Genomic DNA, 14,718 nt, shown 5'->3' on the forward strand with positions numbered 1-14,718 from the left:
CGTACGTTGTCCAGCTCGGCCTCGAGCGTGTTCAGGGCGTCGCGGACTGCCGCTGTGTGGCCGGTGGCTCGGGCGGCCGCGATTCGTTCCTCGAGGTCGGCGAGATCCAGATCCGCGGTGGCCGCGCCCCGCTCCGACCAGATGCCGAGCCACAGCGCGGCTGTCAGATCGCTGTCACCGGTGAGCAGATCGCGAATCGGCCGCAATGTCGAGGCGCGTTGTCGAGCAAGGTCGGCGACCTCGTGCAGGGCCTGTGCCAGTTCGCCCGCGGGTGCGACATCCCACTCGGCGAATCCTCGTCGCACCGTGGGCAAGGGACCCTGCGCGGCGACGAGCTGGCGGTCCACCAGCCAGGGGAATTCGTCGTGGTCGGTGCGTTCCTTGCCATCGACACCGGTGACGCTGTTCGCACCGTCCCAGCGGCCGGCGCGGCGCAGTCTCGCCAAATACGTGAACAGTCCCGAAGGGCTGACGCTGGGCTGAAATTCGGTGGCGGCGGGGATGTTGCCACGGGCGTCGGCGAAGTCCAGGCGTGTGCTGCCGGGTGCGCCGGCAACGGCCGCCTGCCATCTGCGTCCGGGTTCGCGGGCGAGCGCTTCGGCGACGGTATGACCGGTGCGCAGTGCGTACAGGGCATAAGAGGGATGGTTCGGATCGGCGAGGGCGCCGTGTTCGGTCGCGTCGGCGAGTGCCTCCTGCGGGTAGAGGACCGGCTGATCGCCCAGTGCGGGGATGCCGGCGGGCGCGTACCGCTCGAGGTTTTCGTCGGCCCTCGTGAGCTCGGCCCTGGTCCGGTGATCGAGATTCTCCAGCCAGGCGGAGTAGATCGTGCTTCGAGGAATGTGCCGGCCCTCGTCGTCCAGCGGGTCGACACCGTGGTCCTGCAGCCACTGGTCGAGTGCTTCGCGCGCGTATCGATGAACCCACCGCTGGAATTCGCGATGTGCGGGCGCACCGGACAGTTCATCCGCGATCTCGGGACCGGAATCCGCGCCGGGAACGTTTTCGAGCCGGTCCATCCACACATCGAAGGCCGCCCTGGTGAACGGGTGCGCTGTCGCTGCCTCGAGCGTCCTGCCGGAGAGTTGTTCCAGAAATTCCGAATACAGCGCGTCTCTGCCGACCGTATCGCTCGTGGTTCCCGCGATATTTCTGGCGGACAGCCGGGACTGCAGCCCCGGAACGATGTGCTGGTCGAATTCGAGCAGCCATGTATCGAAGGCCGCTGCCAGGTAATCGCCTTTTTCTCGCCCCTGCCGGTGTCGACTGTAAGCGGAGAGTTGATCCACCCATGTGTCGAAGGGGATGTCGGTGGGGATATCTCCACGTCCGCGCAGGCCACGGTAGTACTCGTGGAGATAGGGCAGCGCCCGGGGCTCGACCCAGTCGCCGTAGAACTTCGGCCCGTCGTCCGAGAGCTCGAGAGCCTTCGGCTTCGCCATATCGGCCTGTATGTGCCCGATCTCGTGGCGCAAGATATCGTATGCCGGATTTCCGGTACCGGCTTGCAGGTGTTTTTTCTTTACTGATCTCGCGTATTCTTCGGCGAAGAAGCTCGAATTGCAGAAATATGTCTCATTGAGAAATATGACAGATTTCCGGCCCGATTCGGTGAGATAGTATTCCGTCCTGGCGAACATGGTGCCGTCCAACGGTGCAACGACAATTCCGTCGATCTTGATCTTCGGATCCTGCGCCACCGCGTCCACGGTCGCATTTCGGATCGATTGAGCGGCGGCGACGGTCATCCCCACCTTGTCCATGCCGATGACTTCGATGTCGAAGGTCTTGAAGATCTGGGCCGCAATGGCCTGGGTGACGAGCGACGTCTTGTGATCATCGGTACCGGGCGCCGGAAGTCCACGTCGCCCGGTGCTGGGGTGGCGGCCGGTGGCGAGCGGCGCCGACTTGGCGGCGGCGCTGGCACCGGGTCCGAGCAGGTCGGCATCCGGTCCGCCGGTTTCGGTGTTCGACGGACTTTCCGGCGGACCCGGCATGTGGCGGGCGATGAGCCCGGTGCGGATGGCGGTGGCGACGGTGGCGGCGGGCGTGCTGGTGCCCAATCGGTGCCTGAGATCGGTGAGGTAGGTGCGCACCTTCGTTTCCGGGATACCGAGTTCGGTGGCAATCTCGGTTGCGCTGTGCCCCTGCGCGGTCCGGTCGAGGACCGCCTGCTTGATCGGGGAAAGGCGCAGTGGGCGCGGATGCTTCGGTAACGCGAGGGTGGCGAGATCGAGGTGGCCGTGGCGAATCGCCGCGGCGACGCTCCCGGCGATCGTCGTGGTGCCGAAGACGGTTCCGAGCTCGCGGATGAGGTCCGGGACGAGGTGGACGGGCAGACGCAGGTCTCGGGCGATGAGAACGTTGGGAGTGCCGGTGGCCAGCAGGCCGGCCAGTGCCGCCTGCTCGTCGGTGAGGACGGGGCCCCAGGTGGGGGTGGACATCGCGGCTGTGATGGTTCGGACGAGCCGGTTCAATCCGCCGTCCGCGATCGCGCGCACCGTCTCCGGCTGCCACTGGTCGCCGATCGCGGCATCGGCGTTGTGGGCCGTGGCGATCTGTGCTTCGGTGAGCCCACTTCCGTAGTGCAGGGTCAGGACCTGACGCTGGCTCGGGTGGAGTTCGTCCAGGAAACGCGGTAGGGATTCCGCGGGGATGTGGATGAGCGCGGAGCGGGCCGCCTCGGCCTCGGCGGAGTGGTCGAGCAGGGCGTGCGCTGCGGCGAGCGTGTGTTGGAAGGCGCGCTCATCGTCTGCGGCACTGTATGTTTCGGCTGTGCCAGGATCGGGCGGCCTGGTGGTTCGATCCGATCTACGCGCCGTTTCCGCGGGTGCGGTGCCGGGCTCGGTGGCGGCGGGGACAGCCGGCCGGTGGCGCGTCCAGTCCGGTGCGTGGATGTCGACGAGGCCGGCGCGGACGGCGGCCGCTGTGGTGGCGGCGACGCTCGAGGCGGCGCCGAGTCGATGCCCGACGTCGGTGAGGTAGGTGCGCACCTTCAGTTCCGGGATGCCGAGTTCGGTGGCTATCTCGGTCGCGGTCGATCCCTGGGCGGTTCGGGTCAGGACCTGCTGCATCGTCGGTGAGAGCCGCAGTGCGGCCGTATGTTTCGGTGCCGCGATGGTGGTGGGGTCGAGGTAGCCGTAGCGGACGGCTTCGGTGACGCTCGCGGCGACGGTCGAGGTGCCGAACGCGGCGCCGATGTCGAGTACGAGCGCGGGCACCTGCTCGTGCGGTATGCCGAGTCGGGGGGCGATGACGGCATTCGGCTGACCGGCGGCCAGGAGTTGAACGGCGGCGGCTTCCTGGTCGGTGAGAACGGGCAGGCTCGAGGTGACGGTCGGCGCGCCGGGAAGAGATCTGGCGAGGCGATGCAGCGCGCCCAGGGTCAGGGTGTTGACGGTGACCGGCTGCCACTGATCCGCGGCGGTCGCGCGGGCGTTGTGCACAAAGGCGGCCTGGTCATTGCTCAGTCCGCGCTGGCCGCGTCGATAGCGCAGGTCGAGGGCGTAGCGCTGGTTGGGGGTGAGTTGTTCGAGCCGCTGATGCAGTGCGTCGAGGGGGAGTGTGGCGAGTGCGGCGACCACCGCGTCGGAGAACTGCTCGGCATCGCGATAGGCCTCCAGCAGCAGTCGGCGCAAGGTGCGCAGATCGTGGGCGGTGCCGGCATCCATACCGGCCGGGGTGGCGTCGGGACTGGGGCGAGGCGCGTCGTCCGCCGGCGCTGCAGTCGCTTGCGAATTGGTGTCGGTGCTGGAAGGTGCAGCGGTGCTTGATGATTCGTCTTCGTCCTCCCGGCCGGCGTTGAGCAGCGCATCGAAGTCGACATCGGCCAGCGGCGCGGAGACCGCGGCGGTGAGTTGCGTGATCGCGGCCTCGTGCTGAGCGGTGAGCTGGGCGCCGGTCTGCAGGACCGCCAGTGCGTCGGTGATCGGCACGGTATCCGGCAACTGGCCGAAACCGTCGAGCAGTGCATTGTGGGCCTGTTCGATCAGCCAGGTGTCAGGGGTCGCGTCGGCGGGCACCAGCCACTGATCGCGTTGTGCCGCTAGGAATCCAGCGAGGACGATGGCCTGTGACAGCCGCTGTGCCGAGGCGGCCGGCGCGGGGCTGTTCGGATTCCAGCCGAGGGTGCTCGCCACTTTTTCCGAGACGGCCTGGCCGTGCTGGGCCAGCAATGTCACGAATGCCGCGGGATGGCCCTCCCGGGCCTGCTGCCACGCGGTCTCAGCGGTCGACGCCGAGCCGGAATCCGTTGCCCGGCCGCGGTTCGTCGCCGATTCGTGGTCGGGCGATCGGTCGGCCGAGCCCGTCGGCGGGCTCGATTGGGGTGGTGGTTGCGGTGGCTGTGCCGGCTGGGTGGGCCCGGCATCCTGGTTCGTGGCCGGTGGCGCGTGCGCCTGGTAGCCGGCGGCGCGCCAGGTGGTCAGCAGATTGTCCTCGACGGTGGCCTTCATCGCGGGCACGGCCTGGTTCCGCAGCACCGCTTCGGCCGCTTCCTTCGCTTTCGCGGTGGCCCCGACCGCCGCCAGGTTCTCGCCCGAGTTGTGGCGCAGCAGTGCCTGTTCGGCGGCCTGATGGTTGGCCGCGGCCTTCTGATACAACACAATCTGCTGGACGACACCGTTGTCGGTGACAGTGGTGCGGAAGTCCTCGGGGGAGATGTAGTGCACGGCGGTGCCCGGGGTGCCGCCGTGTGCACGATCCTCGCCCGATCCGCTGCGCCCGGCCCGCCCGTCGACCTGCTCGTTGACTCGGCCCGAATAGGCGGGGCCGCCGCTGGCCTTGAGGTCGACACCACCCATCTGAATGACTTCCGCCGACGGGCTGGCGTCGGCTCCCCGGCTCAGAATCTTGTTACCGATCAGGATGCTGCCCGTGTCACCGAATTGTGCGAGCTTCTCCCGGACGATCAATTCTGCATTCGCATTGCTTCCGCCGTACTCCGCGTACAGTTCGGGATCGATGAGATCGAATTTCAGATCGAATTCCTGAAACGTCAATTCGGAATCTTTGCCGTACTTCTCCATGGCGACAGATTTGAGCTCCTCGATCTTTTTCGCCGTGGCCTCGCTCAGGAAATCTGTCAAGCCCTTGATTCCGAATTCTGGATCGCCACGTATTTCGCCGCTGTCGAGCATGGTCACCATTTGAGCTCGGCCGGTCTGCCGGAATTCACCGGTCTCCTTGTCGAAGACTATGTCGGCATCCTCGACTATGTCATGGGCCAGCCTTTCCAGTTTGGTCCGAGTGTTCTGCAGTAGAATCGGATCTTTCACCGTCAAGTTCGAGTCGTAGTATCTAGGCATTTCCGAGACCGGGCCTATTCCCAGTTCATCGTAAAGCGGTATTTCGACTTCTTTGAGCGTGCCGGAGATCCCGGAGGTTTCGAACAGCATTTTGCTGTTGAGCAGCTGCCGGGTCGACATTCGCAGCGAATGCTCCTGATCGCCGCGCACCGCGATACCTTCTCTGATCTCAGCGAACTGGGCGACCCCCTGCCATCGGACCTCGGTCAGCTTCTCCCGATTCCACAGCGGTTTGTCGGTGGTATCCGAGGAGAGGATCCCGATCTTGCGGACGGTGGACGATTCCGTGTCCCCCTTGGCCACGGCCTCCGGCCCCGGCGGCACCTCTTCCTTGATGATGATGTAGTGGGTGCCGCGTTCGATTCCCCACCGCGCATTGGCGGCGTGGGCGAACAGTGCCGCATCGGCATCGGTGACGGGTTCGCCGGCGACCCGCTCGAGTTTCGCGATGGCGGCGGCGGTGGTGCGTGAGGACCACATACCGCGGGTATTGTCCGGACGGCCGAAATCGGCTGCGGTCAGACCGTGTTCGCGCTCTGCGATCTGCAACCTTTCCCAGATGGCCTTCAGTTGCGCGACCCGCTCGGGGTGCGCGTCCTCGGCCGCACCCGGTGAGAGCACACATTCGGAATTGCCGTCGAAAATGGTGTCGAATTCGTCGATGGTGTGCTTGCCCGGAGGGAAGGGTTCGTAGCGGAAGTCGAGTCCGTGATCGGCGGCGGCCAGGTCCAGTTGGAGTTTGATCAGGTCGATCGGGGGCTTTTCGTTGATCCAGAGGCGTAGCGCTTCGACCTGGGCCTCGGAGACTCCGTGCGCCGCAAGGTCGCCGAGCATGTCGTTGGCGACCTTGATCGCCCGGAATAGGTAGTCCTCCTGGGTGCCGACGACGATACGTCGGCGCCCCTCGCCCAGCTCCGGCAACGGGTTGTCCTGGTCCATACGGAGCACGTCGATGTTGACATCGCCCTCGGGCCGGACGAGAAAATCATGGAGTTCGCCGGCCAGTTCGCCGGCCAGCAGATCACTACTCGTCCAGGCGTGAGCGGTGCCGCGATCGACCGCGTCGGCCACCAAGCTCATCAACATGACGATCGTCTTTCCCTCGCCGGTCTTCATGTCGATCGGACCGTGTTGCAGTCCCAGGAAGGCGGCGACCTGGGTCTCGCGAGCGATGCGATGACGCTCGTCGCCACGGCGGATCCACTCGGTCATGGCCACCACGCGCTCCTCGACGGAACCGTCTCGCATCGCGGTGATCAGCTGCTGCGGTCCCGCCGTCTCGGCCCGGCCGGGAGAGCCCAGCGCGCCCGGGGTCTGCCGCAGCACCCCTATCGCACGTGCCGCGGCCAGCTGCGCGCTCACTCGTTCCTGTGAGACGGCCGCGAAAACCGCGTCACGGTCGGAAAGAGCGCCGGCTTCGAACGCCTTCATCAGCATCGAACCGGCCTCATCGGAGAGTTTCACCAGCGTGACCACCGCCTCGCGGATCGCCGCTCGGTGTTCGGCGTTGGCCGTCCGGTAGGCGTCCCGTTCGGCGGCGAGTTCGCCGGCAATGCGATCGCGGGCGTCGGCGGCACCTTGGTGGGTGACAGCAGCCGCGTCGCGTTCGACGACGGCCTGTTCGAGGGCGGTCCGCGCCGCTCCGCGGTCGTTGACCGCACCCTCGTGGGCGGCGACCACCTCGTCCCGGGCGGCCAGGGCGTCCCCGTGCGCGGTACGCGCCTCGTCGCGAGCCGCCGCGGCGCGTTCGCGGGCGGCGCGCGCCTGTTCGTCTGCCGCGCGGGCTCTTTCCCGAGCTGCCACCGCGCGCTCGCGCTCGGCCACGGCCCGCTCGTGTGCGGCCCGCGCTTCCTCGTATGTCCTGGTGGCGGATTCGTCACCGGCGACTGCTCTGTCCCGGGCACCGGTCAACTGCTCGGCGGCGAGCTGCACCCGCTCCTCGGCGGCACGCACCTGTCCCTCGGCCGCGGCCAGCCGTTCCTGCGCCGCGCGCGCCTGCCGCTGGGCCGCCCGGAGTTCTTTGTCCGCCGCCCCCCGCTGCTCGGCCGCGGTGAGTACCTCCCGTTCGGCGGTGTCCGCGCGCCGCTGGGTCTCCCGCACTGCCTCCTCGGCGGCGCGGGCTTTCGCCTCGGCGGTGTGCGCCGCAGCCTGAGCCTGCTCGGCGGCAGTGCGGGCAGATTCCGTCCGTGCGCGTGCCTGCTGGAGCGCGCTCTCACGTTCGGTCACCGCATCTTTCGCCGCCTCCTTTTTCGCGGCGGAGTCGTCGATTCGTTGTCCTTCACGTTCGCGGATTTCCGCGGTTCGCGCTGTCTCCTCGGCGATCTGTTGCGCTGTATGCGCTTTCGCCTCGTCCGGGCTCGCATCTGCCGGCACCGGCTGAATGGCAGCATCGGAGGTCGCGGGAATCGGCAACGGCGGCAACCCGATTCGAGACACATCGACCGTGACCGGAGCATTGCGCGGGCCCTCGACCTGTACGCCGGATTTCATCGTCTTCGCCGGATCGGCCGTACCCGACGGCGCCGCTGCCGCGGTCCGCGAATCTGGACCCGAAACCACGTCGCCGGCAACGGTTTTCGGTGCGGTGGCGGCCGGTGCCGCCGGCGCGGGGGTGGTCCCGCCGGTTTCCGTCACCGATGCCGGGGCGTCACCGGATTCCGACGCCGCCTCCGCGGTTTTCGGTGCGGCGGGCGGCTCGGCGGTGGCGCCGGTCTCGGGCCCGGTACCCGGTGCTGCCGGTATGGGTTCGGTCGCCGACTTCGGCAACGTCGGTGTGCCGCCCGTTTCCGTGGGTGGCGCGACAGCGGAACCGGCGCCTGCCTCCTGGGCGCCCGGCGCGGCCACCTCGTTCGATAGCGCGTCCTGGGCGGGTCCGGCCGACCGTGGTTCGGGGCCGAGGACAACCTTGGCCGGAGCGGCACTCTGCGATGGTGTGCGGGGCGCGGCGGGCGTCGCGGCCGAACCGGCTGCGGACGCCGGCGCGGCGTCGGACTCGCGGCCGCCCGGCGCCGCGGGGGGAGTGACTGCCGTGGCGGCGGAATCGGCCGCCGGCGAGCGCTTCGGTATCGCCAGAGCCTCGGGCGCGACGGTATTGACTCGCTCGGCGGAGATGGCTCTCGGCGTCTTCTGGATCTTCACCTCGGCGGCGAGGCCGCCGAGATCGCTCTTCGTCTGACGCAGTTCGCCCGCTGTGGTTGTCTCCGGTCGCTTCGCACCGGCCGAAGGTGACCCAACCTCCTCGGCGGACGCGCTCCGGAGCTGATTCAGGAACTTGTCCACGTCGGGGTGGATGCCATGTGAATCCAAGGTTTCGGTCAGGGCTTGCGTCGCCGCCGCGCGGTCGGTCGGCGGGGCGAGTAGTTCTGGTGTGCGAGTGGAGACCCGGATCTGGCGTGCCGAATACGCCGCCGATCCGAGAAATCCGGAGGTGACGGCCGGGAGCAGGCCTTGAGACACGGTCTTCCAGGTGAATTCGCCACCCGATGCGGCGATCGAGACGACGGTTCCGGCGAGGCCGCCCACGAGACCCGCTCCGGCGCCGATGGTGGCGGCGCCGCCGAGCTGGATGAGTGTTCGTCGTGGTGCGGTGGTGGCCAGTTCGGCTCGCGCGATGGTCTTCGGCATCAGCCGCTTGCCCAGCCAGTGGCCCGCGATGCCACCGGCGAAGCCACCTGCCAGGCCGGCGCCGGTCGCCACCGCGAACGACTTGGTATCGAACTCGTCGCGGTGGCCTTCGTGGATCTGATATGCCTGGATGCCGGCGTCGATTCCGCCGATCTGCAGCATTCCGATCACGCCGGCGCGCACCGCGAGCTGCATGACGGAGCGTTCGGCGGCGGAGCGAAGCCCGTGTGTGGCAGTCCATTCCAGCAGCCATTTCCAGCATGTCGCCAGGGACCGTTCGGTCGCCTCGCGGACGAAGTATTGCTGGGGTACCGCGGTCGCGCCGAGGGTCAGCGCGGTACTGGCCAGCGAGGCCGCGAGGATCACTCCGAACGCGTAGGCCTGCAGCGTCATCAGTTCGCTCTGCATGGCTTGTTCGTGTGCTTGTTTGGCGAGGCTGTCGCAGTACCCGGCCTGGGTGCGGAAGCTGTCGGCGGTGTTGCGGCACTGCTGGACCAGTGATCGGCTGGTCTGTCCGCTACTCGTCGCGGCGGTCCGGTCCGCGAGTGTGTCGAGTCGTGTGGCTTTGTCGCGGCAATCGGTGGCGGTGTAGCTCCAGTGATCGCCGACCGCTCGCAGGGCCTTCTCGTCGGCGCGTGGGACGTGGCCGATGAGGCACTCGACCACGACGGGCGGCAGCCCTCGCAGCGCATCGTGACTCATCGCCAGCCTTACCTCGCCACTCCCAACCGGTGGCGCGTCCGTTCACAACTCGATCGACGGGGTAATCATCCCGGCGGAAACATCGCCTTACCCAAGCTGGGAACACCCGGCCATACCGGGAACCCGGGTAGCTGATCGGGTTCGGCGGCTGAGTCCTGGACCGCTGCGGCGACACCGACGGTGATGTCCGCGGAGTTCGCTTACAGGTCGGGGAAACCGGGCTGTCGCGAAAATCAGCAACTCCCGGATCTCTTGTGGAGGAATCGCGAATCGGTGGCGGCCGTTTCCGGTCGCCGGCGTGACGGTTTACTGGTTGTCGCCTTGCGCGCGTTGGCTTTCCGCCGCGGCAAGTCGTTCGCGGGCAGCGTGCAGTGTTTCCGGTGCGAGTTCGTTCGGCCCGTCGGCGGTCAGGTCGGTCAGCCGCCGCAGTTGTGCAGGGGTCAAGCCCATGGTGTCGATCGCATCGGTGGTCAGGTGGAACTCGGCATCGGACTCCACAAGGCCGTGCAGGCGGTGGAGTAGATCGGACAGCTCATCCGCGGTGAGCCCAAGAGCGAGCCCGAGCGACCGGGTGCGTGTGTCGTCGCCGAGGAGCCGAAGCAGTAGCCAGGCTGTTTCGCCGATCATGGTGGGCCGCGTCGGCCCGATGGCGGCGCCGCGTGGGGCGCTGCCGCGTTTACGGCGCGGCACCCGCGCGGTGAGGTCCCGCAGCTCGCCGTCGTCCCCGGTGGTGAGGCGTGCGATATCGATCCGCGCGATGGTTCGGCCGCGAGTGATCGTGCGATGGAACTTCTTCCACTCCTGCGCACTGCGCCACCGGAGTTCTCGGTCACGGTCGAGCTTCTTCTGTTCGTCGTAGGCGACAGCGGGGTCGATCCGGGGATCGTAGACGAATACCTCGCCGGCGATGGTGGTTGCGATGATCGGGTCGATACGGTTGCCGTAGTCGATGAGGACGACGGCGGTGTCCATTTCTTTCTCACCGGTCGCGCGGTCGGCACTGCTCGCTGTCGCGAGGCCATCGATGATGGACTCGACCGGGTCGCGGCCTTCGGCGGTGGCAGGCGACGGCTTGTACTCGACGAGTTTCGCTCCGATGGACTTCTGCAGGGTGCGCCAGGTGCGCTCCTGGTGGTTCGGTGCCCGTGCGTCGTCCTTGCCCAGTGCGTGCAGGACACGCGCGACGCGAGCGAGCGGGTCGTCGATACGTCGATCGTTACGAGTGGCATAGATCAATCCGGTCGATGCGGCCGCGATGGCGCCGAAGAGACCGACATCGGCCCATGCCGCGGTGGCCGCGCCGTGTGCGGTGAGTATTTGCGCAAGGATTGTGCCGCCGGCGATTCCGGCGACGCCGTTGATGATCCCGGTCGTCGTCAGTGAGCTGCCGATGGCATTCCTCCGGACGACAGCCGCCGTGTATTCCATGAATTTCCGGTTGTTGAGCATGACGGCTACGCCGGCGCTGCTCGCGCTGAGCGCGAGCAGCAGCGAATTGATGGCGGTCACATCCCCGGTGGCGATCGCGACCTGCAACATCGTGATGAGCCACGCCGACTGAGCGGTCGGAAAGATCCATTTCGGATTGATCCGGTCGGCGACGTGCTTGCGCACCAGCCCGCCGGCCAGAAGTCCGGCGGGATAGGCGGCGTTCATCGCGCCCGACGCCAGTAATCCGTAGTCCGCGGAATGGATGAACAGTGGTGTTTGCACGGAGGCGGCGGTGAGCCCGGTGGTCCAGAACCCCAGCAGCCCGAGCCTGCCGCGGAGGTACGGAACCTTCCACATATCTCGGGCACCGTCGAAGATGCGGGTACGTTCGGTGTTTTCGGGCACGGTCGGCAGCTTGCGGAACATCGCGTGGTAGGCGAGGGAGGAGGCCGCATCGCCCATGAAGGGGATCGCCTTCGAAACGCCGCCCAGCACCGGCCCGAGGAAGTTCCCCACCGCGCCCGCGGCCATGCGTTCGTTCAGACTCAGAGTGATCGAGTCTCGTTCCTGCTCGGCATTTTCGGCCAACCGGCGGCCGAATGTCGTCGTGCTGTGTCCGCTCATGACATCGAGGTATGCCCCCAGTCCCGTCGCAAGGACGGTCGCCTCCAGCGCACCGGGCAACTCGTTCAAGACCATGGCGCCGGCGCCGAATTTGATCGCCGCTGCCGCGGCCGTCGACTTCAGAACCGTGCTGCGAGGCGACCGGTCCCCGAAGTATCCGGCCGGTAGCTGTGCCAGCAGTGCCGCGAGCGCGCCCACGGCCGCGTTGAACGCGACCAGCTTCTCGTCGCCACCCATCTCCAGCAGCGCGAAGGGTATGAAGCTGCTTCCCATGGTCGTCCCGATGGTGTTCACGGCAGCTCCGCTGTAGAGCCCCGCCAGCTTCTTGTTCTTCGGCGCACGACCGCGAATCCATGGCAGGAAATCACGTTTCGACGGTTCCGGCTGTTTCGGGGTGACCGCGCGACCGGGAGCGGACGCCCGAGCTCGGCGTTGCTTGCGATTCTGTGCGGAGGGCCCGCGGCCCGATCCGTTCTTCGGGGGTTGTCCGGGCCCGGTGGGCTGGTCGGAGCCGAAGCGGTTGACGGTCCAGGGGTTTCCGGCTGCGGTCCGGCCGATGGCGGCGTCGGTTTCGACACGCCCCGGGGCGGTGTCGAAGACACTGTCGATCTCGCTCCTACCGGGCGGCATGGCATCACGTCGTGGGCGGTCGCCGCGCGGGACGTTCTGGGGCTGCCCGGTCGGTGGGTCGGGCGCTTCGGTCCGATCGACGTTTGCCGCGCGGGCCGTGGCATCGAGAGCGCGCACCGTCATCGCCATCGCCTCGGCGGAATTGCTCGCACCCAGACGGTCGACGATGTTCTGCATCTGGGTATTGACGCTGTGCCCGACGATGCCCAGCGTTTCTGCGATGTCCGAGCGAGAGTCGCCTCGAGCCTTGTGCCGGAGTATCTGTATCTGCCGATCTGTCAATTTTTCAGTGAGACTGGTCAATTCGCGCGGGTGTGGTTCGATCGCGCCGTTTCGTATGCCGTCGGCCACGCGCATCAGGGGACGCTTGGGCTTCCCGGGGGTGTGCCCGGCCGCGTACCGCAGATACAGTTCACCGGGATTCGATACCGGATTCGCCGTGTGACGGTCCAGTGCTCGCACCGTCATCGCCATCGCCTCGGCGGAATTGCTCGCACCCAGACGGTCGACGATCTTCTGCATCTGGGTATCGATGCTGTGCTCGGTGATGCCCAGCGTTTCTGCGATGTCCGAGCGAGAGTCGCCTCGAGCCTTGTGCCGGAGTATCTGTATCTGCCGATCTGTCAATTTTTCAGTGAGACTGGCCAATTCGCGCGGGTGCGGTTCGATCGCGCCGTCTCGTATGCCGTCGGCCACGCGCATCAGGGGACGCCTGGGCTTCCCGGGGGTGCGCCAGGCCGCGTACCGCAGATACAGTTCACCGGGATTCGATACCGGATTCGCCATATGACGGTCCAGTGCCCGCACCGTCATCGCCACCGCTTCAGCCATATGGGCAGCACCCAGTAGGTCGATGATCGCCCGTTCTTGATGGCGGACGGTGCTGAAGCTGATTCCGAGTGACTCAGCTATTCCTTTGCTGATTTCTCCGTCGACCTTGCGAGCGAGTATTTCGATCTGGGCCTGCGTCAGTACGTCGGTGAGCTCGGTTACTTCGTTCGGGTGCGGTTCGATGATCTCCGCGCGGATACCTTCGGCGACGAGCAACGACCGTCGGCTATCCATTCTCATATCTATTCTCAGGTCCGAGGCGAGGTTGCGCACACGGCGCTTCACCTGCCCTTCGCTCAGTGTTCGTGCTTGCCCGATGTCGGCATAGGTCTGTCCGGTGGCCAGAGCGCCGAGTAGTTCTGTCTGCGCATCGGTGAGTGGCCGGGCGGGTGACTCATCCGCCGATCGCATGATCAACAGAACCAGTCGGTTGATGGCTTCCCACACGGCCGCGGTGAATGGCTCGGCCGCGGCGTCTGCAGCGGAGGTGCGATATTTGTCGAGAACTTCGCGTCGACGATTGGTGAGTTTCCGGGACCGCAATGCGTTATCGAGCTCGGTCGTGGTGGTGTCGCGAAGTATCTCCACCACACCTATGAAGGCGCTCGGATCGGCAGCGTTGCTGGTGACGGTACGAATGAGGTTCTGGCGGAACGCCGCGGCGGCGAGGTGTCGGGGGAGGACCTGTCGGTAGATGTGGTCGAGCCACTGCGCGAGTCCACGCTCGCCCTTCTCGGCGTAGTCGGTGATCGCACGAGTCAGGACCTCGGTGCTGACAGCGGCGACAACCCGCGGCTGCCGGCGCAACCGCCTGGCGAGGTCCGCCCGTAGCCGATCACCATAGTGGTCGTCCAACGCAGCTGCCGCGAGTTCGGGGCGACCATTGGCCAAGTGCTTCGCGACAGCCCGCTGGAGACGTGCGGCGTCGGCGCGGGAACCTGCGCCCGCCGTGGCGCGGCGCTTGGTCGTGGGTTGTGTTCCGGTGGCGACGCCCCTGTCTCCGTCGCGCATGGAAGTCCGGATGGTTGTGCGGGGGGAGGCTTCCGTGCCGGTTCGCGGATCCTCCCGGGAGGCGGGGCGCGTCCGGGCACCGATGGCCGGTGTGGCATCCGGGCTGACGCGGTTTCCTGCCCACGGTGTCGTGCCCGCGGGGGCTTGGGCAGGGCTCGGTGTGGTGACGGTCGGGGGCAGGTCCGTCCACGGAGTCTGGATGGGGGACTGGTCCGCGGTACTGCCGGTATCGCTGGTGCCCGTGGTCGGGCTGGTCGCGGTCCAAGGGCTGCTGCCGGGATTCGTCTCCGCTTTGCCGGCCGAGGATGTCGCCGACCACGGTGAAGGACCGACGGCGGTCCGGCCGCGTGGTTCGGTGTCGTCGGCATCGCGCTGCGAGCCGGCCCGGCCACTGTCCGGCTGTGCCGTGTCCCGGGATGGTTCGGGTGTGTCGGGGTTTCCGCGGATGGGGAACTGGGACAGGACGTGTGTGCCGTAGCCGGTTGGTGTCTGCGCTGTGGGAGCGAGGTTGCCGTGTTGGTCGGCTTCGTAGTTGGCGGCGAGGTATTGCAGGCCGGGG

At 67.1% G+C, this 14,718-nt stretch carries 3 protein-coding genes (1 of these 3 running past the window's edge); 1 reads left to right on the forward strand and 2 read right to left on the reverse strand.

Translation table 11 applies throughout. From position 1 onward, the window contains the following. Positions 1–9,632: part of a LuxR C-terminal-related transcriptional regulator coding region (locus tag AB0L57_RS32530; protein WP_364970618.1), annotated on the reverse strand (this coding region is incomplete at its 3' end). 23,509 nt of the annotated region lie to the left of the window's left edge; the window shows 9,632 of its 33,141 annotated nt. Positions 9,633–9,938: 306 nt separating this feature from the next. Continuing rightward, the gene (locus tag AB0L57_RS32535; RefSeq protein ID WP_364970621.1) at positions 9,939–14,159 is read right to left on the reverse strand and encodes an MFS transporter; all 4,221 of its coding nucleotides are present in this window, start codon (positions 14,157–14,159) and stop codon (positions 9,939–9,941) included. 199 nt (positions 14,160–14,358) lie between these two features. Between AB0L57_RS32535 and AB0L57_RS32540 the strand changes: the two genes are divergently transcribed. Further along, positions 14,359–14,637, forward strand: a complete 279-nt coding sequence (locus tag AB0L57_RS32540; protein ID WP_364970623.1) for a hypothetical protein — start codon at positions 14,359–14,361, stop codon at positions 14,635–14,637. The last annotated feature ends 81 nt before the right edge of the window (positions 14,638–14,718 follow it).

It is taken from the genome of Nocardia sp. NPDC052254 (assembly GCF_040679495.1).
In the GTDB taxonomy this organism is placed as follows: Bacteria; Actinomycetota; Actinomycetes; order Mycobacteriales; family Mycobacteriaceae; genus Nocardia.